At 68.1% G+C, this 24,223-nt stretch carries 24 protein-coding genes; 12 read left to right on the top strand and 12 right to left on the bottom strand.

The features are described from left to right. Positions 1-137: 137 nt before the first annotated feature. A complete protein-coding gene (locus ACN22W_RS21690; protein WP_343493824.1) occupies positions 138-440 on the top strand; it encodes a DUF4148 domain-containing protein in 303 nt (100 codons plus the stop codon). A 98-nt stretch (positions 441-538) separates the two neighbouring features. On the opposite strand, the gene ACN22W_RS21685 is transcribed toward ACN22W_RS21690, so the two are convergent. Next, positions 539-1,486, bottom strand: coding sequence for a LysR family transcriptional regulator (locus ACN22W_RS21685; protein ID WP_419689354.1), 948 nt, complete (start codon positions 1,484-1,486; stop codon positions 539-541). Positions 1,487-1,687: 201 nt separating this feature from the next. Here ACN22W_RS21685 and ACN22W_RS21680 point away from each other — a divergent pair, with 201 nt between their 5' ends. Further along, positions 1,688-3,871, top strand: a complete 2,184-nt coding sequence (locus ACN22W_RS21680) for an FUSC family protein (protein WP_419689353.1) — start codon at positions 1,688-1,690, stop codon at positions 3,869-3,871. A 137-nt stretch (positions 3,872-4,008) separates the two neighbouring features. Next, positions 4,009-4,221: a hypothetical protein gene (locus tag ACN22W_RS21675; protein WP_419689352.1), complete on the top strand. Its 213-nt coding sequence runs from the start codon at positions 4,009-4,011 to the stop codon at positions 4,219-4,221. A 129-nt stretch (positions 4,222-4,350) separates the two neighbouring features. On the opposite strand, the gene ACN22W_RS21670 is transcribed toward ACN22W_RS21675, so the two are convergent. Both ACN22W_RS21670 and ACN22W_RS21665 read right to left on the bottom strand, forming a co-directional pair. Next, positions 4,351-5,460, bottom strand: a complete 1,110-nt coding sequence (locus tag ACN22W_RS21670; RefSeq protein WP_419689351.1) for a P1 family peptidase — start codon at positions 5,458-5,460, stop codon at positions 4,351-4,353. A 64-nt stretch (positions 5,461-5,524) separates the two neighbouring features. Next, a complete protein-coding gene (locus tag ACN22W_RS21665) occupies positions 5,525-6,931 on the bottom strand; it encodes an APC family permease (protein WP_129514824.1) in 1,407 nt (468 codons plus the stop codon). 124 nt (positions 6,932-7,055) lie between these two features. Here ACN22W_RS21665 and ACN22W_RS21660 point away from each other — a divergent pair, with 124 nt between their 5' ends. After that, positions 7,056-7,856 carry a helix-turn-helix transcriptional regulator gene (locus ACN22W_RS21660; RefSeq protein WP_419689350.1) on the top strand — a complete coding sequence of 267 codons (801 nt, stop codon included), beginning with the start codon at positions 7,056-7,058 and terminating at the stop codon, positions 7,854-7,856. A 146-nt stretch (positions 7,857-8,002) separates the two neighbouring features. Continuing rightward, the gene (locus ACN22W_RS21655) at positions 8,003-8,386 is read left to right on the top strand and encodes a hypothetical protein (protein ID WP_419689349.1); all 384 of its coding nucleotides are present in this window, start codon (positions 8,003-8,005) and stop codon (positions 8,384-8,386) included. 72 nt (positions 8,387-8,458) lie between these two features. Here the strand turns inward: ACN22W_RS21655 and ACN22W_RS21650 are convergent, their stop codons facing one another. Both ACN22W_RS21650 and ACN22W_RS21645 read right to left on the bottom strand, forming a co-directional pair. Further along, positions 8,459-8,764, bottom strand: coding sequence for a panthothenate synthetase (locus ACN22W_RS21650; RefSeq protein WP_129514821.1), 306 nt, complete (start codon positions 8,762-8,764; stop codon positions 8,459-8,461). Between the two features lie 187 nt (positions 8,765-8,951). After that, positions 8,952-10,391 (bottom strand): cytochrome P450, encoded by a 1,440-nt coding sequence (locus ACN22W_RS21645; protein WP_419689348.1) that lies wholly within the window; start codon positions 10,389-10,391, stop codon positions 8,952-8,954. A gap of 87 nt (positions 10,392-10,478) precedes the next feature. Between ACN22W_RS21645 and ACN22W_RS21640 the strand changes: the two genes are divergently transcribed. From ACN22W_RS21640 to ACN22W_RS21620, 5 genes are all read left to right on the top strand, one after another. Then, positions 10,479-11,414: a helix-turn-helix domain-containing protein gene (locus ACN22W_RS21640; RefSeq protein ID WP_419689347.1), complete on the top strand. Its 936-nt coding sequence runs from the start codon at positions 10,479-10,481 to the stop codon at positions 11,412-11,414. 218 nt (positions 11,415-11,632) lie between these two features. Then, a complete protein-coding gene (locus ACN22W_RS21635; protein ID WP_419689346.1) occupies positions 11,633-12,517 on the top strand; it encodes a LysR family transcriptional regulator in 885 nt (294 codons plus the stop codon). A gap of 173 nt (positions 12,518-12,690) precedes the next feature. Further along, positions 12,691-13,623 (top strand): AEC family transporter, encoded by a 933-nt coding sequence (locus ACN22W_RS21630; protein ID WP_419689345.1) that lies wholly within the window; start codon positions 12,691-12,693, stop codon positions 13,621-13,623. A 132-nt stretch (positions 13,624-13,755) separates the two neighbouring features. Then, the gene (locus ACN22W_RS21625) at positions 13,756-14,688 is read left to right on the top strand and encodes a DMT family transporter (protein WP_419689344.1); all 933 of its coding nucleotides are present in this window, start codon (positions 13,756-13,758) and stop codon (positions 14,686-14,688) included. Between the two features lie 295 nt (positions 14,689-14,983). Further along, a complete protein-coding gene (locus ACN22W_RS21620; protein ID WP_129514815.1) occupies positions 14,984-15,358 on the top strand; it encodes a hypothetical protein in 375 nt (124 codons plus the stop codon). Positions 15,359-15,474: 116 nt separating this feature from the next. Here the strand turns inward: ACN22W_RS21620 and ACN22W_RS21615 are convergent, their stop codons facing one another. Together ACN22W_RS21615 and ACN22W_RS21610 are read right to left on the bottom strand one after the other, a co-directional pair. Continuing rightward, positions 15,475-16,992, bottom strand: a complete 1,518-nt coding sequence (locus ACN22W_RS21615; RefSeq protein ID WP_343493813.1) for a CoA-acylating methylmalonate-semialdehyde dehydrogenase — start codon at positions 16,990-16,992, stop codon at positions 15,475-15,477. A 49-nt stretch (positions 16,993-17,041) separates the two neighbouring features. Further along, on the bottom strand, positions 17,042-18,400 hold the full coding sequence (locus ACN22W_RS21610) for an aspartate aminotransferase family protein (RefSeq protein ID WP_419689343.1): 1,359 nt from the start codon (positions 18,398-18,400) through the stop codon (positions 17,042-17,044). A gap of 105 nt (positions 18,401-18,505) precedes the next feature. On the opposite strand from ACN22W_RS21610, the gene ACN22W_RS21605 reads away from it, so the two are divergent. After that, positions 18,506-19,456: a LysR family transcriptional regulator gene (locus ACN22W_RS21605; RefSeq protein ID WP_419689342.1), complete on the top strand. Its 951-nt coding sequence runs from the start codon at positions 18,506-18,508 to the stop codon at positions 19,454-19,456. Between the two features lie 150 nt (positions 19,457-19,606). Here the strand turns inward: ACN22W_RS21605 and ACN22W_RS21600 are convergent, their stop codons facing one another. From ACN22W_RS21600 to ACN22W_RS21590, 3 genes are read right to left on the bottom strand one after another with little or no spacing between them, the layout of a single operon-like run. Then, entirely contained in the window at positions 19,607-20,863 is a 1,257-nt protein-coding gene (locus ACN22W_RS21600; protein WP_419689341.1) for an MFS transporter, read from the bottom strand. Beyond that, entirely contained in the window at positions 20,860-21,195 is a 336-nt protein-coding gene (locus tag ACN22W_RS21595) for a hypothetical protein (RefSeq protein ID WP_419689340.1), read from the bottom strand. Before ACN22W_RS21595 ends, ACN22W_RS21600 begins: the two co-directional genes overlap by 4 nt. A gap of 36 nt (positions 21,196-21,231) precedes the next feature. After that, positions 21,232-21,720, bottom strand: coding sequence for a MarR family winged helix-turn-helix transcriptional regulator (locus ACN22W_RS21590; RefSeq protein WP_419689339.1), 489 nt, complete (start codon positions 21,718-21,720; stop codon positions 21,232-21,234). Positions 21,721-21,879: 159 nt separating this feature from the next. Between ACN22W_RS21590 and ACN22W_RS21585 the strand changes: the two genes are divergently transcribed. After that, the gene (locus ACN22W_RS21585; RefSeq protein ID WP_419689338.1) at positions 21,880-22,371 is read left to right on the top strand and encodes a 2,4'-dihydroxyacetophenone dioxygenase family protein; all 492 of its coding nucleotides are present in this window, start codon (positions 21,880-21,882) and stop codon (positions 22,369-22,371) included. An 83-nt stretch (positions 22,372-22,454) separates the two neighbouring features. Here the strand turns inward: ACN22W_RS21585 and ACN22W_RS21580 are convergent, their stop codons facing one another. Next, the gene (locus tag ACN22W_RS21580; protein ID WP_419689337.1) at positions 22,455-23,288 is read right to left on the bottom strand and encodes an MFS transporter; all 834 of its coding nucleotides are present in this window, start codon (positions 23,286-23,288) and stop codon (positions 22,455-22,457) included. Beyond that, positions 23,288-24,139, bottom strand: a complete 852-nt coding sequence (locus ACN22W_RS21575; protein ID WP_419689878.1) for a class I SAM-dependent methyltransferase — start codon at positions 24,137-24,139, stop codon at positions 23,288-23,290. Before ACN22W_RS21575 ends, ACN22W_RS21580 begins: the two co-directional genes overlap by 1 nt. Between the last annotated feature and the right edge of the window lie 84 nt (positions 24,140-24,223).

Raw genomic sequence — 24,223 nt, 5'->3', positions numbered from 1 at the left:
ATGTTGTTCCATCTGGAAGGCAGCCTGCCTGGAATCGGGGTTTTTACGCGCGCGGGCGCTGCGTAGACTGCCATCGAAGGTCAGGGTCACGCATCGCGCGTCGACCCGGCCACCTACCCCGTACCCAGGAGAACCTCGTGAAATCGCTCGTCGTTACCGCCGCCGCTGCCGTCCTGCTTGCCGCACCGGCCCTGTCGTTCGCCCAGTCGGCGAAGTCGCCCGTCACGCGCGCGCAGGTGCTGCAGGAGCTGATCGATCTCGAGTCGGTGGGCTTCAACCCGGCGCGCGGTGAAGTCGGCAACTATCCGGAGGACATCATGGCGGCACAGGAACGACTTCAGACGAAGCGTCTCGCGGAGCAGAAAGCCGCGCAGGCCGCCTACGGCCCGGCCGGCGAGCCGGCCACCGAATCGGGCGCGGCGGCGAAGCCCGCGCTTTGATGACGTGACGAAGCGCCCCGCCCGCATCAATGATGTGCCGGGAGCGAGGCGCGAGTCGCTGTTACCTAAAGAAGAAACCGGCAACGCGCCGACGTGCGTCAGGCGGCCTGCGGTTCGCGGTCGATCGCGCTCAGCATCTCGACGTCGCGCGCGATCATCCCCGGCACCTGCGCCCGCAGCATCTCGACCCAGGTCCGCACCTTCGCGTCGACGAAGCGGCGCGACGGATACAGCGCATACACGTTCATCTTCTGCAGGATATGCGCGGGCAGCACGCGCACGAGCGTGCCGTCGTGCAGCGCGTCGATCGCCGAGTACAGCGGCAGCATGCCGATCCCGATGCCGTCGCGGATCGCGAGTGCGAGCGATTCGGCCGTATTGGTCTGGACCGGCCCGGCGACATGGATCTGCTCGACGCCTTCGGGCCCTTCGAGCACCCACTCGTGCGTCGGGAACGCCGGCGTGCTAAGCGTCAGGCACGCATGCGCGGCGAGATCCTGCGGACGGGCCGGCACGCCGTGCCGTTTCAGATAGTCGGGCGACGCACACAGGATGCTGAACGTCGAGCCGAGCAGGTGCGACACGAGTTCCGAATCGGGCAGCGACGACGCGGTCACGACGGCCATGTCGCTCGTGCCGTCGAACAGATCGGGCATGCGCTGCGACAGCGACAGCTCGATCGACACGTCCGGGAACTGCGCGTGATAGCGCGTCAGCGCGGGCAACACATAGTGATGACCGACACTCGCGAAGCTGTGCATGCGCAGTACGCCGGCCGGGCGCTCGTGCGCGCAGCTTGCCTCTTCTTCCGCGCGGTCGACGTCGGCGAGGATCTGGCGGCAGCGCCGCAGATAACTTTCGCCGGCCGACGTGAGCGCGAGGCGGCGCGTCGAGCGATTCATCAGACGGGTGCGCAGGCGCGCCTCGAGCTCCGACACCGCACGCGACATCGCGCCCGTCGTCGAATTCAGCGATTGCGCGGCGGCGGTGAAGCTGCCCGTCTCGACGACGCGCGTAAACACCCGCATGTTTTGTAGCGTATCCATTCCTGTGAGCAACCTGTAGCGGAGCCGCTATTTTCCTCCACGGGATGCGACAGATTGTTACGCCGGCTGCAACTATCGTTTCCCCGCAACTGCGTTAATGCGCGGGCGCCGCACTCCTACAATCGGCGCCTCACCAGTCGAACGGACCCGTTCGGACAGGCCGCGGCACCGTGCCCGGCGACGTACGGGCCCCCTCTTTTCATGAAGCCACAACCTGCGATCGAGCGACCTTCCATCGAACCGGCACGATGGAGGACATGGCTCGATCCGCTCGGCGACGCGGCGCGCGACTGGGCCGCCAGCGACGGGCTGATCTGGCTGCACCTCGCGAAAACCGTGCTTGCTGCGCTGCTGGCGATGGGCATCGCGATGCGTCTCGAGATGTCGCAGCCGCGCACGGCGATGACGACCGTGTTCGTGCTGATGCAACCGCTGTCGGGGATGGTGTTCGCGAAGAGCTTCTACCGCGTGCTCGGCACGGCGGCCGGCCTCGTCGCCGCGCTTGCGCTCGGCGGGCTGTTCGCGCAGCAGCCCGAGCTGTACATGGCAGGCCTCACGCTGTGGATCGGCGGCTGCATCGCGCTCGCGGTGCGCAACCGCCACTTCCGCTGGTACGGGTTCGTGCTCGCCGGCTACACGGCGGCGCTGATCGGCCTGCCGGCGGTGATGACGCCGCAGACGCTGTTTCAGTCCGCGCTCACGCGCGCCGCGGAAGTCGCGCTGGGCATCGCATGCTCGGGCGCGGTCAGCGCGCTGATTCTGCCGCTCAGTTCCGCGAAGGCGCTGATGCGCTCGCTGAGCGCGCGCCATGCGACGTTCGCGGCCTTCACGGCCGGCGCGCTCGCGGGCGACGTCGCACGCGGCGATTTCGAGCGGCGCTTCGCCGATTTCGTCGACGATATCGTCGGCTTCGAGGCCAACCGCGCATTCGCGTCGTTCGAGGATCCACATATCCGCGCGCGCAGCCGCCGGCTTGCGCGGCTGAACAGCGAGTTCATGAATGCATGTACACGGCTGCATGCGCTGCACCAGCTGGTCAAGCGCCTGCGCGCGAATGGCTCGGACGCGGTGCTCGTCGCGCTCGCGCCGCACGTCGACGCGCTCGCGCTGCGGTTCGCCGCGCTGCGCGACGAGCGGCAGCGCGGCAACGCGCCGGCCACTGGCGCGCTGCTCGACCTGCGCCGCTTTCACAGCGCGCTGCCGAAGGCCGCGCGCGCGTCGCGGCGGAACCTCGAGGACCATGCGGCCGGCGGGCTACTCGATTTCGATACCGCGATCGAACTGCTGTACCGCTTCATTGGCGAATATCTCGGCTACGCCGACACCTACGCGTCGCTCGACCAGGACGATCACGCGTTCGAACGCTCGGTCACGCATTACGCGGTGAAGACCAATTCGTTCTTCGTCGGCTTCGCGTTCCTGCGCACCGTCGTCGCCGTCGGTGCGATGAGCGCGTTCTGGATCGCGTCGGAGTGGCCTAGCGGCTCGCTCGCGGTGATCGCCACCGCGATCGCGTGCGCGCTCAGCTCGACGTCGCCGCGCGCACCGAAGTTCGTCGCGCAGATGGGCGTCGGCGCGGCATTCGCGACCGCCGTCGGTTACCTGTTCCTGTGCTACGTGTATCCGAACATCGACGGCTTCCCGCTGCTGTGCGCGACACTCGCGCCGGTGCTCGGCCTTGGCGCGTTTCTCGCGATGCGGCCGGGCCTGTCCGGCTACGGGATCGGCTTCGCGGTGTTCTTCTGCCTGCTCGCGGGCCCCGACAACGCAATCGCGTATACGCCCGAGGTGCTGATCAACAACGGGCTGGCGATCGTCGTCGCGATGCTCGCGTGCTCGCTCGTGTTCGCGGTCGTGTTTCCCACCCACATGCCGTGGCTCACGGGCCGGATCGCGCACGACCTGCGCCGCCAGGTCACGCTTGCATGCGAAGGCGCGCCGGACGGCCTCGCGCAACGCTTCCAGTCGAGCACGCACGACCTGATGGCGCAGTTGCGCATGCTGCTCGTGCGGCGCACGCGGCAGCATCGCGACGCGTTGCGCTGGATGCTGTCGACGCTCGAGGTCGGCCACGCGGTCATCGACCTGCGCGACGAACTGCACGCGTTCTGCGCATCGAAGCCGCCGCAGACACTGCGCTGGACCGGTTCGATCGATGCGGTGCTGGACGAACTGCCGCGCTTCTTCGACGATCCGACGCCCGGCCATCACGCGCGCACGCTGAAGTCGGTGAATCTTGCGATCCGCGCGGCGCAGCACACGCTGCAGGCGTGGTACGCGGTGCCCGACGCGCGCCGCAGCATGCAGCGGATCGTCGGCTGCCTGCACTTCATGCGCAGCGCGCTGCTGGACAAGGACGCGCCGTTCAACCGGCACCGGCACTGAACATCGGTGCGTGCGCAACGGGATCCTTGTTCCGATTGGAAATAAGCTCTACAGCCGCGGTGATTAATCTTTAAGCAGTGCGAGCCTATAGTTTCCTCACTGCCAGCGAGACTGGCATCCACCCAGGAGAAACCAAAATGAAGCCGCTGCACCTCGCCCTCGTTGCCCTGTCGCTCACCGCTGCTGTCGCCCACGCGCAGCCGGCACCGGAAGACGTCGCACAGCAACAGGCGAACCGCGCCGAAGCCGTCAAGGCTGCAGGCCGCGTCGATCGTGCGCAATCGAAGCAGGAAGACCCGAACGCCTGTGTCGGCCCCGTCAGCTTCTGCAACATCTACTTCGGCAGCTGAGCATGACGCCGCGTCGTCACGGCCAGGTCCGCATCGCCCGCATCGACTCCGCGGGCGGGCGGCGTGCCGGTCGATCGCCGCATCGCCGCCCCGCCTCACGCCGCTTCATTTGAAACGGCGCTTGCCGTTTCAGGCGCCGCGCCCCGGCCGCCAGCCCACTTCCCGCAACGCGTCCAGCAAGCGCGCCGGCCCGAGCCCTTCGACCCGCGCACCGCGCGACTCGACGTCGCCGCCCGCGACCAGCGCATTCACGATCGCTTCCTCCACCGCTTCCGCCGCCGCGACGAACAGCGCGGAAATATGGTCGTTGTTGACCATCTTCACGCCGGTGGTCGGTGAGCCCTTGCTGCCGTAGTTCGCCGCTGGCAGGCCGTCATTACCCGTTGCGAACGCAAGGAAGATGTCGCCGCTCGAATCCTCCGTGCCGCCGCCGACGCGCGCAAGCCCGACGCTTGCACGCTGCGCGAGACGCGTGCACTGGTGCGGCAGCAGCGGCGCATCGGTCGCGATCGTGACGACGATCGAACCCATGCCGGCCTCGCCTGCCGCATCGGGCGCGCGGAATGGCGAATGCACGTGCCGCAGCACTTCGCCGACCGGGTAGCCGGCCACGCGCAGCATCTCGCGCACGCCGTAGTTCGCCTGCACGAGCGCGCCGACGGTCCAGCCGCCCGCGTCGGCCGCGACCACGCGCGACGCGGTGCCGATGCCGCCCTTGAACTCGTGGCAGATCATGCCGGTGCCACCGCCCACGCCGCCTTCGGCCACCGGCCCCGACTGCGCGGCGGCCAGCGCGCGCTGCACGTGCGCGGCGTTCACGTGCTGCCCCCAGATGTCGTTCAGCAGCCCGTCGTAGGTTTCCATCACGACCGGCATGCACCAGTACACGCGGCCGGCCGCCGCTTCACGCTCGTTCGCGACGAGCGCGTCGCGCACCGCGCCGACGCTGTGCGTGTTCGTATAGGCGATCGGCGTCGTCAGCAGGCCCGCCTCGCGAATCCATTCGAGCCCCGTCGCGTCGCCGTTGCCGTTCAGCACGTGCACGCCCGCGAAGCACGGCGAATCGTGCGCGGCGCCCGCGCGCGGCTCGATGACGGTGACGCCGGTGCGAATCGATGCGTCGCCGTTCTCGACGTTCAGCGTGCAATGTCCGACCCGCACGCCCGGTACGTCCGTGATCGCGTTGAAGCGGCCCGGTGTGCCGAGTCCGATGCGGATGCCGAGATCCCTCGTGCGCATGATGCAATTCCTCCAGTCTTTCAATGGTTCGGTGTTTCGGTGTTGCTCGGTGTCGATCCTTCGTTCAGAGCGCGCGGAATGCTTCGCTGTGACGCGCCCAAACGACATACATCACGAGCGCGGCGACCAGCAGCCCCGCGATGATGATCAGGTCGGTCGGCTTCGTCGCCGTCGCCAGTGTCGTGTAGAGCGTGTACGCGGCGCCCGCCACCGCGACGAGCGGCGTCACGGGCCACAGCGGCATCCGGTAATGATGTTCGACGTCGCGGCGCACGAACCGACTCGCGAGCGCGGCCAGCCCGACGACCAGATAGATCAGCAGCAGCAGGTCGACCGTGAACGCAGTCAGCTCGTCCAGGCTCGACACGAACACGAGCCCCGCCGACGGCACCGCGAGCGCGATCGTCGCGAGCCACGGCGATTCCAGGCGCGGATGGATCGTCGAGAATGCACGGTTGCAGGTGCGCGACCAGAGCGCGTGCCGGCCGCTGCTGTACAGCAGGCGGCCCATCGTGATCACGATCGCGATGATCGCGTTGAACACCGACAGGAAGATCCCGGCGCTGACCACGCGCGACACGGCCGGGTTGCTGAGCGAACGCACGACATAACCGATCGGGTCGGCACTCTTCGTGAGTTCGGTCAGCGAAGGCGCACCGAGCACGATCGCGGTGAGCGGCACCAGTTCGACGACGAGGATCACGAGCAGCGAATAGATCACGGCCTTCGCGACGTTGCGGTTGCCGCCGCGCAGGTCTTCGGCAAGATAGGCGGCGGAGCCGAAGCCGTTGTAGCAGAAGATCGCCGTGCCGATCGCGGGCACGATCGCTGCGAGCGTCGCCGGGACGAGCGCGTTGCCGCTCGCGACGACCGGCGCGATCAACACGTCGGCGCCGCGATGCAGCGCGCCGAAACCGAGCCCCGCGATCAGCATCAGCACGCCGATCTCCACGACGAGGAACGCGCCGGTGATCCACGCGTTGGTCTTGATGTTCAGCATGCCGAGCAGGTAGCTGAGCAGCACGATCGTCAACGCGACCGACTGGTTGCTGAAGTGCGTGCCGAGCGCGTTGTTCAGGTAAGGCGCGGCACCGCTCGCGAGCACGGCCGGGATGAACACGCTGACGGACAGCACCGTGATGAAGGTCAGGTAGCCCGGCAGCGTGCCGAACACGCGCTTGGCCATCACGTACTCACCGCCCGCGCTGCGGTGCGCGGCGCTGAGCTCCGCATAGCAGAGTGCGAACGCGAGCGCGAGCACGCCGCCGAGCAGGAACGACAGCACCGCGCCGCTGCCGGCCTGCTGGATCGCAAACGGCGCGATCACGAAGATCGAGCTTGCGGGCGTCACGCCCGACACGGTGATCATCACCGCATCGCGCACGCTGAGCGTCTGCGACAGCGCGCGCGGCGCGTCTTCCGTTGCAGGCGCCGCTTGCAGCGTGCCCGTCGATTCCGACATCATCGCCATTTCGTTCTCCTGTGCTGCACTTTTTTGAACGCCCATACTCGGGCCCGACTGATTGCGTGGCAGTCTAGGAAGCCAATTTCAGGACCGCTATTCCCCCTTCGTGTTACGCCTTTCCGGTGGTGGTATGGATCGTCTCTTTTCCGAAATCGCGATGCACCAGGCGCTTGGCCGTGCAATCGATCATCTCGGCCAACCGCGTTTCTGGCGGTTCCTGGTGCTGCTGCTCAATGAAATGGCGCCGTTCGACAATGCGCTCGCGACCGCGGTCGGCCGCGACGGCGTGCCGGTCGTGCTCGACGAATACGACACGGGCGGCACCGACACCGCATCGCCGGTGCCGCTTTACCTGAACGGGTTATATCTGCTCGACCCGTTCCTGCAGGCCGCGCACGACGGGCTCGCCGACGGCTGTTACCGGCTCGAGGAAGTCGCGCCCGACCTGTTCCGGCAGAGCGAGTATTTCCTCAGCTACTTCCGCGATGCGGTCGGCGACGACGAGATCCAGATCCTGGTGCGGCCGAACCCCGACACGCTGCTGTCGCTGTCGCTTGGCGCGGCCGCGCGCTTCGACGTCGAGCCGCTCGGCAAGCTGACGGCCGCGATGCCGTGGGTGCTCGCGACCATCCGGCAGCACTGGCGGCTGGTGGGCGACACCGCGCGCGTGACGCCCGACGCCGATCTCGGTGTGCGCGTCGAGCAGGCGCTGGCACGCTTCGGCGCGGGCGTGCTGACCGATCGCGAGATGTCGATCGCGAGAATGGTGCTGCGCGGCAATTCGTCGAAGGCGATTGCGGAGCGGCTCGCGATTTCACCGGAAACGGTGAAGGTGCACCGGCGGCATCTTTACGCGAAGCTTGGTATCTCGTCACAGCCCGAGCTGTTTTCGCGATTCATCCAGGCGCTCGGGGAAGACGCGGCGGGATGAGCGCATCGACACATCGATAAAGACGGATGGCAGCGGGCGCGGATTCGTGCAATATCCGTGAATCGCCGCATGCCGTGGTCATCCGTCGAAGCACATACGGGTGTTCCGTCGACAACGAGACTGCCCCGAAACAGGAATCCCGATTCATGTCGCTCATTCCGCTCGTCGGACTTGGCTGGTTGTTTTTGTGTGCCATCAGCGCCGCATCGATCGTGCTCGTGCCACCGCTGCTGCTGGTCGCCTGCCTGATGGGAAAAGATGTCTGGTCGATCCTGACGCGCGGCCGGCTGCAGTTCGCGTTCCTCGCCTACCTGGGTTCCGCGCCGGTGCCGGCGGTCTTCACGTTCCTCCTGGAAGCCGGTGCCGCGGCCGGGAGTGCCGGCGGCGTTGCGCCCGACAGCCTGGCCGCGTGGAACGAACGGTGTTTTTTCATTTTCGTGGGTGCGGCAGCGCTGAGCGGCCTGCTGTTGCTGCTGCGGCCGAAAGACAGGCAAGCGGCAAACGTCGAGCCGTCACAGTCTGCGCCATAGCCGGCGCGCGAACGCCGCGCCATGCCGCCCGCCCGGTGTTCGGGCAGGGGCACGGTCATGCGCAGCGCCCTGCTACCGCCACTTCGTGCCAAGTTGCGCGAGCCCGGCGTTCCGGAGATCGTCCGGCAGCATCACCACGCGGAACTCGCAGTCTGCATTCAACATCAGGAACCACGGCTCCGCGAGCGCCGGGATCTGCGACGGGTCATCCAGATTGACGATCACGACCGCCCCGCGCCCGCCGTTCTGCTCCGTGAAATACACAGCCTCCGGCTTGACCGCTTCGAGTATTCGCGAGATCACGTCGCCGACGCTGCCGTCGCGCACCAGCGTGTTGAACGGCTCGTGAGGGATTCGTATGTTGAGAAGCATGCGCATGACCATCCTCCTTGGGCTCCGCCCGGCTTGGGCCCTTCAAGCATAGGTGCTGCGCGACGCCGCGCCAGTGGCGCCGCAAGCAGTTGCCGGCACGCATTCACATTCCGACGATTCGATGACACCGCGTCGCGCGAACGGCCATCGCCCGCGCGATGCAGGCCGGGTCGAATCGTCCGCTCATGCCCCATCACGCGGAGACCGTATCGGCCGTCAGCCCCGTCGGCGCGATCGCCAGATGCAACGCCCGCTCCGGCCGCAGCGTCACGTTCAGCACCTCGCGCGGCGGCGTCATGCCGGGCGGCACCGACAACACATAACGCTGCAGGATCATTGCGGCCACAACCGTCATCTCCGTCATCGCCAGATGCTGCCCGAGGCACACGCGCGGGCCGGTGCCGAACGGCATGTACGCACCGCGCGGCAGTGCCGGCGCATCGTCGGCGAAGCGCTCCGGACGAAACGCATCGGGCTCCGGAAACCATCGCGGATCGCGCTGCATCAGTTGCAGCGGCAGCATGAACAGCGTGCGCGCGGGAAACTGCCATGCGCCCAGCGTGATCGGCCGCGCGGCGCGCCGGCTGATCAGGATCGGCGCGGACGGATACAGCCGCAGCGTTTCGTCGAGCGTCTGCGTCAGGTAGCGCAACGAAGCGCGCGTCTCGGCGGATGGCGCACGACCGCCCAGCACGCGGGACACCTCGTCGCGCGCGGCGGCCTGCATCGCCGGGTTCGTGGCCATGCACCATGCCCACCAGGTCAGCGCGCCGGCCGTCGTCTCGTGGCCGGCCAGGAACGCGGTCACGCATTCGTCGTGCACGGCCTGCAGCGGCCATTTCCGCGCATCCGTCCGATGCAGCCGCAACAGGCGCGACAGCAGATCGTCGGGCCACGTATGCTCGGGCCGGTCGAGGCGCGCATGCAGTTGCCGGTCGATCAGTTCGTTCAGCACCGCCATCGCCCGCACCTTGGCGCGCTTCCACGGCACCCAGTCCGGCGCGCTTGCCGGCACGTAGAACGCCGCATTGGCCGCCGCGCTCACCACGCGCACCGCCTCCTCGGCCGCACGCGCATCGTCGCCGATCGTTTCGGAGAACATCGTGCGCATGATCACGTCCATCGCCAGCGACGTCAGCGCGCTTTCGATCGGCCAGTCCGGATCGCGTGCGGGCCACTGCGCGAGTGCATGACCGGCCGTCGCCGCGATCGCCGGAACGAACGCCTGAACCGGCTTCGGCATGAAGTTCGGTTGCAGCGCATGCCGCTTGTCGCGCCACGCATCGCCCTCGGCGACCAGCACGCTGTGGCCGTGCACCTGCCCGAATACGCGGATGGCCCGCTCCCAGCGCCCGAGCGCGTCGTGATGCGTGACCAGCAGTTCGCGCACGAGCGCCGGATCGGTCACGACCACGGCGTGCTCGGGCCACACGCGCAAGTGCACGACGTCGCCGTACGCACGCTGCCAGCCGGCCAGCGTGCCGATCAGGTCGCGCGACATCGCACGCAGCAGCCCCCACCCCGTCAGGCCGGCGTGCGGCCCCGGCGGCCATACGCCGGGCGGGTGAAGCACGGGCGCCGGCGCAGCGGTGCCCGCATGGAATGGACATTGGGAAGAGGTTCGTGTGTTCATGCGACGGATTGTCCACAGCGGCGAGCCGGCGGTCTTGAACGCAAACGACATCGACACGCATCTTGCCGGTCCCTATACTCCGGCGTCATGTTCTCCGGACCGCCATCGATCCCGCTGTCATGCCCCGATCCGCTTGCGCGCGCGCCCCGTGTCGCGAGCGGCGGGCGGTCGCCGCATGCGCGGCTGCATCCCGCACCGGCCGCGCTGCAGGGCGCGGTGGTCGCGATCGTCCTGTACGACACGCGCGGCTTCGCATTGAGCGACACGCAGCGGCTCTCGCACTTTCCGGCCACGCCGCTCGTCTGCGTATCGTGGTACCGCGATCTCGACGCCGGCTTCGTCGAACGCACGGCCGACGGCCCGCAATGGCGCCCGTTCGGCGCGGCGGCGACGCTGTCGGGCAGCCATTCGGCTCCCACCGTTGCGTGGGCGCCGACGGGCGGGCTGATCGGCATGATCTGTTTCACCGCCGATGCGGCGCGGACGCTGTTCGGCATCGCGCTGCCGGACATCCACGACCGCGTTGTCGACGCGCATGTGTGCCTCGGCCACGACTGGCACCCGCTGCTCGATGCGCTGATCGGCGCGGATCGCGACACCGACGTGCTGGCTGCGATCGATCGCCATCTCGCGCCGCGCTGGCAAGCGCTGCGGCCCGCGACGCCGCTGTCGTCGCTGCGCAACGCGGGCCGCAGCTGGGTCGAGCGCCTCGCGCTGCAGGCGCGCGAATGGCGCGGCACGCACAGCCCGCGTCAGGTCGAACGGCGCATCAAGACCTACAGCGGCCGATCGCTGCGCGAATGGCAGGCGCTCGTCAGGACCGAAAGTGCGTTTTTCGCGGCACGCGACCGGTTCGAAGCCGGCACCGCGTTCAACTGGGCCACGCTGGCGCTGGACGAAGGATTCGCCGACCAGGCGCACCTGAGCCGTGAGGTCAAGCGCATCACGGGCTTCTCGCCGAGCGAATTCACGCAACGCTTCATCGACGACGAATCGTTCTGGATGTATCGGCTGTGGGTGTGACACGGCGGCGGCCGGGTTCCGAAGCGTCGTCCTGACCTTCATCGATAGTCGAAGCGAACGCGGATCGGCACTGCGCCTGCCGTCTCGCTGAACCTGCCCCGCCGTTACTTGCATTACTCACCCCGGTTGCCCGTTTCGACCCGCGCGGGCATGATGGGCGCGAACCATCCGCCTGCCTGCCGTTCGTTGCCCATCCGGCTTCCCACGTCACTTCGCCCATGTCACTACGCGCATTCAGAACGCTGGTCGCGATCGCCCGATACCGGACCTTCGCGCGCGCCGGCGAAGCCATCGGGCTCACGCAATCGGCGGTGAGCCTGCAGATCAAGACGCTCGAAAACGAATACAACGTGCAGTTGTTCGACCGTTCGCGCCGGCAGCCGGTGCTGACCGAGGCCGGCAACATCCTGCTCGCGCAGGCCGAGCAGGTGCTCGCGATGGTCGACCGGATTCCCGATGCGTTGAGCGACGAGAAGAAGCTCGTCGGCCGCCTGCGGATCGGCGCGATCCAGACCGCGCTGTCCGGCCCGCTGCCCGACGCGCTGCTCGCGTTGCGTGACGCGCATCCGTCGCTGCGCGTGCACGTGTCGGCCGGCATGTCGGCCGAGCTGGCGAACCGCGTCGCAGCCGGCGAACTCGATGCGGCGATCACGACGCGCCCCGTGCGCCCGCATCCGGCCGAACTGACATGGACCACGCTGTACGAGGATCGCTTCTGGCTGCTGGCACCGCCCGAATATGCGGAACGCGACACGGGCACGCTGCTCGACGCGCTGCCGTTCATCCGCTTCGACGCGCAGGCCTGGGCCGGCCGCATGATCGCCGCCGAACTGCGCCGCATCGGCGTGCGCGTACGCGAAGAGATGGTGCTGGACAGCGCGGAAACGATCGCGCGCATGGTGGCGCGCGGGCTCGGCGCGGCGATCGTCGCGCTCCCGGACGCGACGCTCGCACGCCTGCCACCCGTCACGCGCTTGCCGTTCGGCCAGCCGCAGATGGGGCGCGCGGTCGTGCTGCTCGAACATCAGTCGCGTCCGGCCGAGCGTTTCGCGCGTGCACTGGCCGCCGAAGTCACCGCGTCATCGATGAGAATTTCTCATTGAACACCCGATAATTAACAATTATTCCTGTTGCTTGCGCGTGTTAACTTGGCGGCATCGTCACTCTTTCGATTGCGTGTCGCCATGTTGCCCGCCGGATGGATTCCCGCCTCGATTCGCCACACCGCCTGCCGTCCGCTCCGCGCGTTCCGCCCGGCCCGCGTGAAGGTGCGCCAATGATCGGCCCGATCCTGCTCGCGCTGGCGCCGGTCGCGCTGCTGGTCGCGTTCGGCCACGGCCTGCGCCGCACGGGCTTCATCGCCGAAGCGTTCTGGCCGCAGGCCGAGCGGCTTTGCTACTACGTGCTGCTGCCCGCGCTGTTCGCGGACGGCCTCGCGAACGCGCGACTGCAATCGTTGCCCGTTTTACCGCTCGCGGCAGCGCTGGTCGGTTCGACCGCGCTCGCCGCGGCGCTTCTTCTGCTGGTCCGCCGGTTCGTCCGGGTCGACGGCGCCGGCTTCACGTCGGTGTTCCAGGGCGCCGTGCGCTTCAACAACTATGTCGGCACCGCGCTGGCGGCCGGGCTGTTCGGCGCGCAAGGCATCGCGCTCGCGGCCGTGTGCGTCGCGGCGATCGTCCCGACCGTCAACCTGATGTGCGTGCTGGTCTTCGCGCGCTACGGCGACACGCGACTCGGTGCGGCGGCGCTCGCGCGTCAGATCCTGTCGAATCCGCTGGTCGTCGCATGCGCGCTCGGGATCGCGATGCAGGCCGGCGGCGTCGCGTTCCCGGCTGCCGTCGAGCCGGCCGTGCGCGCGCTCGGCACCGCATCGATGCCGCTCGGCCTGCTGTGCGTGGGCGCCGCGCTGAAATTCGATGCGGCCCGCGCGTGGCTGCAGCCGGTCTGTGTCGCGTCGGCATTCAAGTTCCTGGCGATGCCGCTCATCACGCTCGCGGCCGGCCGCATGTTCGGGCTCGGCGATGCGGCACTGACGGTCGCGCTGCTGTTCCAGGCGCTGCCGACGTCGTCGGCGTCGTACATCATGGCGCGCCAGCTCGGCGGTGACGCACCGCTGATGGCCGGCATCACCGCGTTCCAGACGATCGCGGCAGCGCTCGCGATGCCGGTCGTGCTGACGGCGCTCGCGTCCGCGCCCGCGTTTCGCTGACGGCGCCGCACCGGCACCCGACCACCTATCCCCTGAATCAGCCTGCAGGCCAGCCAGCGCGCGGTCCGGCATCGTCAGCTGCGCGCGGTCGCGCACGCGTTGCCGCAGGCGCCTTTCGAGAAAACCCGTCACATGAACACTCCCGCCCCACCCGCCGGCATCGTCGCCACCCGACCGAATGCGGCCATCTACTTGAAGCTCACGCTCGTCGCGCTGTTCTGGGGCGGCACGTTCATCGCGGGCCGGATCCTGGCTGCCACGATGTCCGCGACCTCGGCGGCCACCGGCCGCTTCGCGATCGCCGCGCTGCTGCTAGTCGTGCTGACGTGGAAGATCGAAGGCGGGCTGCCGAAGCTGAACGGCCGCCAGATCATCACGACCTTCGGACTCGGCGCGACCGGCATCTTCCTGTACAACGTGTGCTTTTTCGCGGCGCTCGCGCGGATGCCGGCCGGTCGCACCGCGCTGTTCGTCGCGCTGAATCCGGTCGCCACCGCCGTGCTGCTGTCGGTCGTCGTGCGCGAACGCCTGTCGCTGTCGCGCTGGGCCGGCATCGCCGTCGCGCTGTTCGGCGCGCTGATCGTGATCAGCCGCGGCGAATTGCTGCGCGTGCTGACCGATCTCGGCAACACGTTCGGCGCCGGCGAACGCTACATGCTGTGCGCGGTATTGAGCTGGGCCGCCTATACCGTGATCGGCCGGCGCGCGCTCGACGGGCTGTCGCCGCTGACGGCCACGACGTATGCGGCGCTGTGGGGGCTTGGATTGCTTCTCGTCGCGCACCTGTTCGGCTCGCACGCGAGCAGCGGCACGCCGCTGACGTGGCAGGCCGTCGCGTCGATGATCTACCTCGGCGCCATCGGCACGGTGGTCGCGTTCGTCTGGTACTCGCAGGGAATTCGCGAACTCGGGCCGGCCCGCGCCGCCGTGTTCACCAATCTGGTGCCGGTGTTCGGCGTGCTGCTGTCGGTCGCGCTGCTCGGCGAACCGCTGTCGCCGTCGATGCTGGCCGGCGGCGCACTCGTGATCGCGGGCGTCGCGCTGACCAATCGCGCGCGGCGCTGACGCGTTGATCTGCGCGCCGGCCGGGCTCGGGGACAGATGCCGAATCCGGAATCGCGACGGCCTTCGCTGCGCCGTTGCGCGACACCTGCACCCGGCCGATACGCACCCCGTTCTACTCGCAGCCCTGCAAAAAACCGCCTATCGTGAAGGTAGCGCCCCGTTTGCCGCCATCCGACCCTGCGTCGCTCGCGCCGGCGGCGACGGCACCGCGTTCCGGCACCATTCATCGCGATCCTGGCGCACGCTCGCCCGTGCGCGCGACCGCGGCCGCCCACCGGACTACCAGGAGGCACACATGAAAGCCGTGTTGTTCGTCAGTTCCGCCCTGCTTGTCATTGCATCTGCTTCAGCCTCGGCCCAAGGTTCAATCACGAAAGTCGAAAACGGCGCGCTCGTCGCCGCGAACGGAATGACCGTCTACGTATTCGACAAGGACAAGGCCAACGCCGGCACCAGCGCCTGCTCGGGCCAGTGCGAATCGTTCTGGCCGCCGTACAAGGCCAGCGCGACCGACGTTCCGGCCGGGCCCTACACGATCGTCAAGCGCGACGACGGCAGCCCGCAATGGGCGTACAAGGGCAAGCCGCTGTACTTCTTCTCGAAGGACATGAAACAGGGCGACCGCAACGGCGACAACTTCAAGGACATGTGGCACGTGGCCACGCCGTAAGCGCTGTTCCGCCGACTTCCGCGCAATCGGCGCGGACGTAAAAAAGCCCGCCCGGATCGTCGATCGGGGCGGGCCTTTGCACCTTTACGCCAGCCGTGTTGCAGCCGAAATACGCGTCAGCGGTTCGACGGGAAGCTGAACACCGTCCCTTCGCGCACGCCGGCCGACGGCCAGCGCTGCGTGATCGTCTTGCGCTTCGTGTAGAAGCGCACGGCGTCCGGGCCGTACGCGTGCAGGTCGCCGAACAGCGAACGCTTCCAGCCGCCGAACGAGTGGTACGCGACCGGCACCGGCAGCGGCACGTTGATGCCGACCATGCCGATCTGGATGTTGTCGCTGAAGTAACGCGCGGCCTCGCCGTCGCGCGTGAACAGGCACGTGCCGTTGCCGTATTCGTGCGCGTCGATCAGCGCCATCGCCTCGTCGAGCGACTTCAGCCGGATCACGCCGAGCACGGGCCCGAAGATCTCGTGCTGATAGATCGGCATGCCGGGCTTCACGTTGTCGAACAGGCACGGGCCGAGGTAGTAACCGCCGTCGTGGCCGTCGACCTTCACGCCGCGGCCATCGACGACGAGCGTCGCGCCCGCCGCCACACCCGCCTCGACGAAACCCGTCACCTTCTCGAAATGCTGCTGCGTGACGAGCGGGCCCATGTCGACGCCCGCGCCGTTGCCGGGGCCGACCTTCATCTTCTCGATCTCGGCCTTCAGGCCCGCGACGACCTTGTCGCCCGTCTCGTCGCCGATCGCGACGACCAGCGGAATCGCCATGCAGCGCTCGCCGCACGATCCGTATGCGGCGCCCATCAGCGCGTTCACCGCGTTGCCGATGTCGGCGTCCGGCATCACGACCGCGAAGTTCTTCGCACCGCCGAGCGCCTGCACGCGCTTGCCGTGCGCGCAACCGGTCGAGTAGATGTATTCGGCGATCGGCGTCGAGCCGACGAAGCTCACGGCCTTCACGCGCGAATCGGTCAGGATCGTGTCGACCGCTTCCTTGTCGCCGTTCACGACGTTCAGCACGCCCGGCGGCAGGCCGGCCTCGACCGCGAGTTCGGCCATGCGCAGCGTCGACGACGGCGTGCGCTCGGACGGCTTCAGCACGAACGTGTTGCCGCACGCGACCGCCATCGGCCACATCCACAGCGGCACCATCACCGGGAAGTTGAACGGCGTGATGCCGGCCACGACGCCGAGCGCCTGGAATTCGCTCCACGAATCGATCGCGGGGCCGACGTTCTTGCTGTGCTCGCCCTTCAGCAGCTCGGGTACGTAGGTCGCGTATTCGACGTTCTCGATCCCGCGCTGCAGTTCGCCCATCGCATCGGCGAGCACCTTGCCGTGCTCGGCCGTGATCAGCGCGCACAGCTCGTCGGCGTGCTCCTCGAGCAGCGTCTTGAAGCGGCTCATCACGCGTGCGCGCTTCAGCGGCGGCGTGTTGCGCCACGCCGGGAACGCGGCCTGCGCGGACGCGATCGCGGCTTCGACGGTCAGCTTGTCGGCGAGCGCGACGCTCTTGTCCGATTCGCCGGTGGCCGGGTCGAACACCGGCTGGACGCGGCTGCCACCGTCGACGCGCTTGCCGTCGATCAGGTGGCCGAGGGTGGAAGTCACATTGCTGTCGTGTTTCATCGTTCAGGCTCTTTCGTGAATTCGGTTGTCGCTTGGGGCGAGCCGCGGCTCAGTCCACTTCGTTCAGTGCGTCGGACAGCGCGTTGATCAGGTTGTCGATCTCGCGCTTCTCGGCGATGAACGGCGGCGCGAGCTGGATCGTGTCGCCGCCGTAGCGCACGTAGAAGCCCTTCGCCCAGCAGCGCATCGCGATCTCGTACGGGCGCCGCGCCGGTTCGCCCGGCAGCGCCGCGATCGTCAGGCCGGCCGCGAGGCCGTAGTTGCGGATGTCCGTGATGTGACGCTGGCCTTTCAGGCCATGCACGTCCGCCTCGAAATGCGGCGCGAGCTCGCGCACGCGGCCCACCGCGTCTTCCTTCACCAGCAGGTCGAGCGCCGCGACGCCGGCCGCGCACGCGACCGGATGCGCCGAATACGTGTAGCCGTGCGGGAACTCGAGCATGTACTCGGGGCCGCCTGCCGCCATGAACGTGTCGTAGATTTCCTTGGTCGCGATCACGCCGCCGAGCGGCTGCACGCCGTTCGTCACCTGCTTCGCGAAGTTCATGATGTCCGGCGTCACGCCGAACGCGTCGGCGCCCGTCATCGCGCCGGCACGGCCGAAGCCCGTGATGACTTCGTCGAAGATCAGCAGGATGTCGTGCGCGGTACAGATGTCGCGCAGGCGCTTCAGATAACCCTTCGGCGGCACGACCACGCCGGCCGAGCCGGAGAACGGCTCGACGATCACGGCCGCGATGTTCGATGCATCGTGCAGCGCGATCAGCTCGAGCAGGCGGTCGGCCAGCTCGGCGCCGTGCTCGGGCATCCCGCGCGAGAACTTGTTTTCGGCGAGCTGCGTGTGCGGCAGGAAATCGGCGTCGAGGCCCTGGCCGAACAGCTTGCGGTTCGGCCCGATGCCGCCGACCGAGATGCCGCCGAAGTTCACGCCGTGGTAGCCCTTCTCGCGGCCGATCAGGCGCGTCTTCGTGCCCTTGCCCTTCGCGCGCCAGTAGGCGCGGGCCAGCTTCAGCGACGTGTCGGCCGCTTCCGAACCCGAACCCGTGAAGAACACGTAGTCGAGGCCGGCCGGCGTCAGGTCCTTGATCTTGTTCGCGAGCTCGAACGACTTCGGATGACCGAACTGGAACGCCGGCGCGTAGTCGAGCTGCGCGACCTGGCGGCTCACGGCTTCGACGATTTCCGTGCGGCCGTGACCGAGGCCCGTGCACCAGAGGCCCGACAGGCCGTCGAAGATCTTGCGGCCTTCGCCATCCGTGTAATACGCGCCCTGACCCGACACGATCATGCGCGGGTCGGCCTTGAACTGGCGGTTGGCCGTGAACGGCATCCAGTGCGCGTCGAGCCATGCGGCGTCGGTGCGGATGGTCGTGTCGTCCTGCTGCGCGGCGGTGGTGATGTCGGTCATGTCGGTCGGCGCGGCGCGCCCCTCCTTCTTGTGATGATGTTGCGCATTGTCGGGAGGCCAATTAGTCTCTTCAATATCGCAATATCAATGTTCACTTGCGCAATTATGCAATCAAAGCAACCGAAGAGCCGCGCGCTGCTCGGGCAGCTCAGCGACATGGATCTCCGCCTGCTGCGGGTCTTCAAGGGCGTCGTGCAGTGCGGCGGGATGGCGGCGGCCGAACTGGAACTGAATATCGGCATCTCGACGATCAGCCGGCACGTGAAGGATCTGGAGACGCGCCTCGGCCTCGTGCTGTGCCGGCGCGGCCGCGCGGGCTTCACGCTGACGCCCGAGGGGCAGACGGTGTACGAGGAGACGTTGCGACTGCTCGCGTCGATGGAGGCATTTCGCAGCAGGATCGACGGCATTCACGACCGGATGGGCGGAGAACTGCACATCGCGGTGTTCGACAAGACGGCCACCAACGAGAACGCGCGCCTCGGCGACGCGATCCGCCAGTTCGCCGACGAGGCGCCGGATGTCACGCTGAACCTGCACGTCGCGTCGATCAACGAGGTCGAGCGCGGGATCATCGACGGCAGCTACCAGGTCGGGATCATTCCCGCGCACCGCAATTCGGGCAGCCTCGTGTATTCGGAACTGTTCGACGAACGGATGCTGCTGTACTGCGGCCGCCAGCATCCGCTCTACGACGCGCCGCACGGCAAGCTCACGTGGACGACGATCCGCAACCACGCGTTCGCGGGGCTCGGTTTCCATTCGCCGAACATGGAACTGAGCCATCGCGCGAAGCTCACGCGCAGCGCGACCGCGTCGGACCAGGAGTCGATCGCGACGCTGATCCTGTCCGGTCGTTATCTCGGCTTCCTGCCCGACCATTACGCGGAAAGTTTCGAAACCAAGGGGCTGATGCAGCCGATCGCGCCGCACCGGTTCAATTACCGGTGCCGGTTCGTGAGCCTGCTGCGGCGTTCGCCGCGGCCGTCGCGGGCCGCGCTGCTGTTCCAGTCGTGCCTGGAAGCCGCGCATGCGGCGGCTCGGCCGGCGGCGTAGGCGGCGCACGCGGGGAATCTGGTTCCCTGCGGTGCGCCTTTTTGCATCTCGCAAGCGGAACACTCGGCTGGACGATCGGCTGGCCCTGCGTACGCGCGCCGACCTCGAATATGAAACGGGCTGGGCCGGGTGCGCCCCCGCCCTGTTACATCACGCGCGTTCGCCCTGGTCGGCCGCGCCGCCTGCGCGCAGCCTGGCCCGGCTGCGCTTCACGAAATGCGTCGCGACGAGCGCAGCCGCAAAGCCGGACGCCGCGCCGACGCCGAGCGCCCAGCGCGGGCCGAGATGGTTCGCGACCCAGCCCGCCACCGGCGCGCCGATCGGCGTGCCGCCGAGCGCGACCGCGAGGCGCAGCGCCATCACGCGGCCGCGCATCGCCGGCTCGGTGGATAGCTGCATCAGGCTGTTGGTCGAGTTCATGAAGGTGATCGCGGCGATCCCGGTCAGCACGAGCGCGGCGGCGAACAGCCAGTAGCTCGGCGCCAGCGCGGCGAGCGTGCAGCCGAGCCCGAACAGCGCCGCGCCGAACCACAGATGCCGGAACCGCGGTTGTTCGCGGCGCGCCGCGAGCAGCGCGCCCGTCACGGTGCCGACCGCCATCATCGACGACAGGACGCCGAAGCCGCGCGCATCGACGTGGAACACGCTGGCCGCCATCGTCGAGATGAACAGCTGGAAATTGAGCCCGAACGTGCCGATCAGGAACAGCATCACGAGGATCGCCTTCAGGTCGTCGCGTCGCCACACATAACGGAACCCGTCGAGCAGCCCGCTGCGCGCGCGGCCCGCCCGCACATTCGCGCGCAGTTCGTCCTCCCGGAGCAGCGACAGCGACGCCAGCACCGCGAAAAAGCTTAGCCCGTTGGCGAGGAACGCCCAGCCGGTACCGATCGACGCGATCAGGAACCCTGCCGCCGCCGGGCCGATCATCCGCGCCGCGTTGAACGACGTCGAATTGAGCGCGACCGCGTTCGCCAGCTCGCGGTCGCCGACCAGTTCCGCGACGAAGGTCTGCCGCACGGGCGCGTCGAACGCCGCTGCGCAACCGAACAGGAACGCGAAGATGTACACATGCTCGAGCTGCACGACACCGGTGACCGTCAGCGCGCCGAGCACCAGCGCCAGCACACCCATCAGCCCCTGCGTCACCATCAGCAGCTTGCGCTGGTCGAAGCGGTCGGCCGCATAGCCGGTCCACGGTAACAGCAGGAGCTGCGGCCCGAACTGCAGCGCCATCACCGTACCGACCGCCGATGCGTCGTGATGCGTGAGCTGCGTGAGCACGAGCCAGTCCTGCGCGGTGCGCTGGATCCACGTGCCGATGTTCGATACCAGCGCGCCGATCGCCCACACGCGATAGTTGAAACTCCGAAGCGAACGGAACACGCCTGCCGCCGGCACGCTCATGGCCGCTCCCGTTCCGGATCGTTGCCGCCGTGCAGCGCGCCGAAGCGTCGTGCCAGGAACAGGCCGAGCGCAAGCATGCCCAGGCCGAGCGCGGCCGCGTCGGCCGTCGCGTTCAGGTCGAACTCGCCGACCCGGCGGACCAGCGCATAGCCGATCACGAGATTGACCATGCCCCACACGACATTGACGGTGGACGACGACAGCCCGCGGCCGGGCGGATTCGCGAACGGCGTCTGGAACGCCTCGCCGCGCAGCCCGCTGACGAGATGCGGCACGGCGTTCGCGAGGAACGCGCCGCCGAAGAAGTACGACACGAGATGCAGCAGGTTCATGTTCTGGCTTTCCTCCCGCCGGGCGGGTCGATGGGGTTACGGGCGCGCCGCTTCCTGGAATTCCGCGAGCCGCTGCAACAGCTTCACCGCCGACGCGAGTTCGGCCTGTTCCCGCGCCGACAACTGCGCGTGCAGCGCGCGGAACAGCCAGTCGTCCTTGGCCGCGCGGTTGGCCTGCAGCACCTTGCGGAAACCGGGCGTGAGCGCGATCAGCGTCTGCCGGCCGTCGGTCGGATCGGGCGCACCGCTGACGGCGCCCATCGTTTCCAGCGCCGCCACCGTCACGCGCATCGACTGCGGGCGCACGCTTTCGGCGCGGGCAAGCGCCGACACGGTCGCGGGACCGTCGCGGTCGAGTCGCAGCAACACCGATCTCTGGGAAGACGTGAGGTCATTCGGGCGGGTCTGCTCCCGCATCCGCCGTATCAGCTTGCCGACCGAGATGCGGAGTTCGCCGGCGAGACCGGCCAGGGGGAGCGTTTCGGGGGACGAGGATGGCGTGTTCATGACGCGATGATAGTCCATATACAGTCAAACTGTACAGTTTGACTGTATATATCGACACGCAACCGATACGCGTCTGCAGCGGCTCGAGAATCGGAGACGAACGCGAAATGTCGCGTTCGGCCGCGCGATCCGGCTCTGCGATAATGCGGGCTCCCCATTTCCGCACTACCGCCCGCCATGACGCAGCCTTCCGCCCCGCTCGCCACCGACCTGCCGCCGATCTCGTGCCTGCCCGGCGACGCGCTGCCGTGGCTACCGATGAGCGCCGACCTGCCGGGGCTGGCGATCAAGTACCTGCATATCAACGCGGCCGAGGACACGCTGACCGCGCTGCTGAAGATGCCGGCCGGCGGCACGCTGCCGCGCCACCGCCACGACGGCGAGGTGTTCGTCCATACGCTGCAGGGCGCGTGGCGCTACCGCGAATACGACTGGGTCGCGCACGCCGGCTCGACGGTGCTCGAACCGGCCGGCTCGGTGCATACGCCGGAAACGCTCGGCGCGCCGGGCGAGGACGTGATCACGCTCAACGTGATGCGCGGCGATCTCGTGCTGCTCGACGACGACGGCCGCGAAACCGCGCGCGAGAATTGCCGTGTCGCGCTGCTGCGCCAGCGCAAGCATGCGCGCATGGCGCCGGACGACGCCGTGGCGTTCGTGACGCGCTGACGTCAGGCGCGATCGAATTCCGCGATCGGGGCATGCGCGCCCGGCGTCGAAAAACCGGGGCCGCGCCGCATCGCCGAACGGGCTTAGACAGCGGACCGCCGGATCAACTGGCGCAGCGATAGCGCGTGCAGCAGGATCGAGGTCGGCACCACGAACGCCGGGGTCAACACATCCGGATAAACGCCGGCACCGATGCTCGGCACATTCGGAACTATCAGCTGGAACCGTCCGGGCGACGTGATCATGCCCAACGTGATCGCGATGGCAAAATCCGCGAGGCCGAAGAGGTTCCACATGATCGCCGCCTTCCGACCCTCGGCCGTGCCGGTCGCGACGGCGATTGCCGCCGGCACGGCGAACACGCCGGTCAGCACGTCGCCGATTCCGGCCGGCAACGCAAACACGCCCGGCATCCCGCCATGCAGCCACGCGGCGAGCGCCCAACCGCCGAATACGCGGTAAAGCTGAAGCGCGACGAGCCACGTCGCCGGCATCGCATCGAGCACCTGCCCGACCCGCCTCGACAACAGCAACAATGGCGCGCCGATCAGCACCGGCAGAACGATCGCCAACGGCAGCAAAGGCGGCGCGTCCGGCGCGCCCGCGCGGAACGTGCCGTCGATGGCCGCGCTCCACGCGACAGCGAACCAAAGCGTGTACGGAATCATGACCGCAAGCCAGGTCGTGCTGCGTTGGCCCGGCGTCAGGCCGGTGCGTTCGAGGCCGAGCCATAACCCGATCGCGACGACCGCATGGACCGTCAGTTGGTGCGCGGTAGCCGGAACGCCGCTCGCCGGGATGGCCGGCTGCCAGTAGATCAGGCCGAGCCACACAACCGTCAGCGGTACGATCCAGAGCAGGCCGCGCCAGGCAGCGCGCGACGGAACGATACCGGCAGGAAAAGGAGCGGTTGTCATCAGCGGGCCTCCACGCGGCTCGGGGTATGCGCGGCGTCGGCCTCGAACACCGCGGTGAGAATGCCGACCCGGCCTTCGACGAGATTGCGTCCCAGGTTCGCGAACAGTTGCGCGAAATCCGGCCCCAGCACGATGCCGAGATTCGGCGACGGCGGCGGCCCGGACGCGCGCCGTTGGGCGATCCACGCTTTGGCGGCCTCCGTGTCGTCTTGCCAGGTCAGCGTGCGGAAACCGGCTGCCTCGATGGCCTCGCGTGTTGCATCGGCCGTCATCAGAAAGCTCGTGGCCGGGGTTCGCGCCCACGGAACGGGATAGTGCAGTTCGCTGCCGTTGGCGACGACGTCGTAGGTCGCGAATTTGCCGTCGGGCTTCAGCACGCGCCGGATCTCGCGGTAAAGCCGTGCACGATCGGCGATGTTCATCGCCACATGCTGCAGCAACACGACATCGAAACGGCCGTCGTCGAACGGAAGATCCAGCGCGCTGGCGGTACGAAACGACACCTGCCCGCTCTGCCCGGTGCGCTGCGCGAGATACCGCGCGGCATCCACGAACGGCTCGCTGAGGTCGATGCCCGTCACCCGGCAGCCACGGGTTGCAGCCAGCACGCGAGCCGGCCCGCCGATGCCCGAACCGACGTCCAGCACCGTCGTGTCGGCCGTGATCCCGACCAGTTCGGCAAGCTCGTCGGTGGCAGCCAGCCCGCGGGTGTGAAACTGGTCGAGGGCGTCCAGTTGCCGTGGTGTGAACAGTTGATCCTCCGGTCCAAGCGCCGTGAGTGCGGCTTTCAGCCGCTCGGTCAGGCCGGTCGCGCGATAGTGTTCGCGCACGCCATCCAGTGCATCGTTCACGGTGAGTGCCTCCATGGTTTCGAGCAGATCGTTTCGGGCTTGCGTACCGAGATCGGCGCGATGCCTCGTCTGCATGTGCAGGTG

The organism is Burkholderia theae (assembly GCF_048565265.1).
Taxonomy (GTDB): Bacteria; Pseudomonadota; Gammaproteobacteria; order Burkholderiales; family Burkholderiaceae; genus Burkholderia; species Burkholderia theae.
This window is presented reverse-complemented; position numbering and strand designations above follow the sequence as displayed.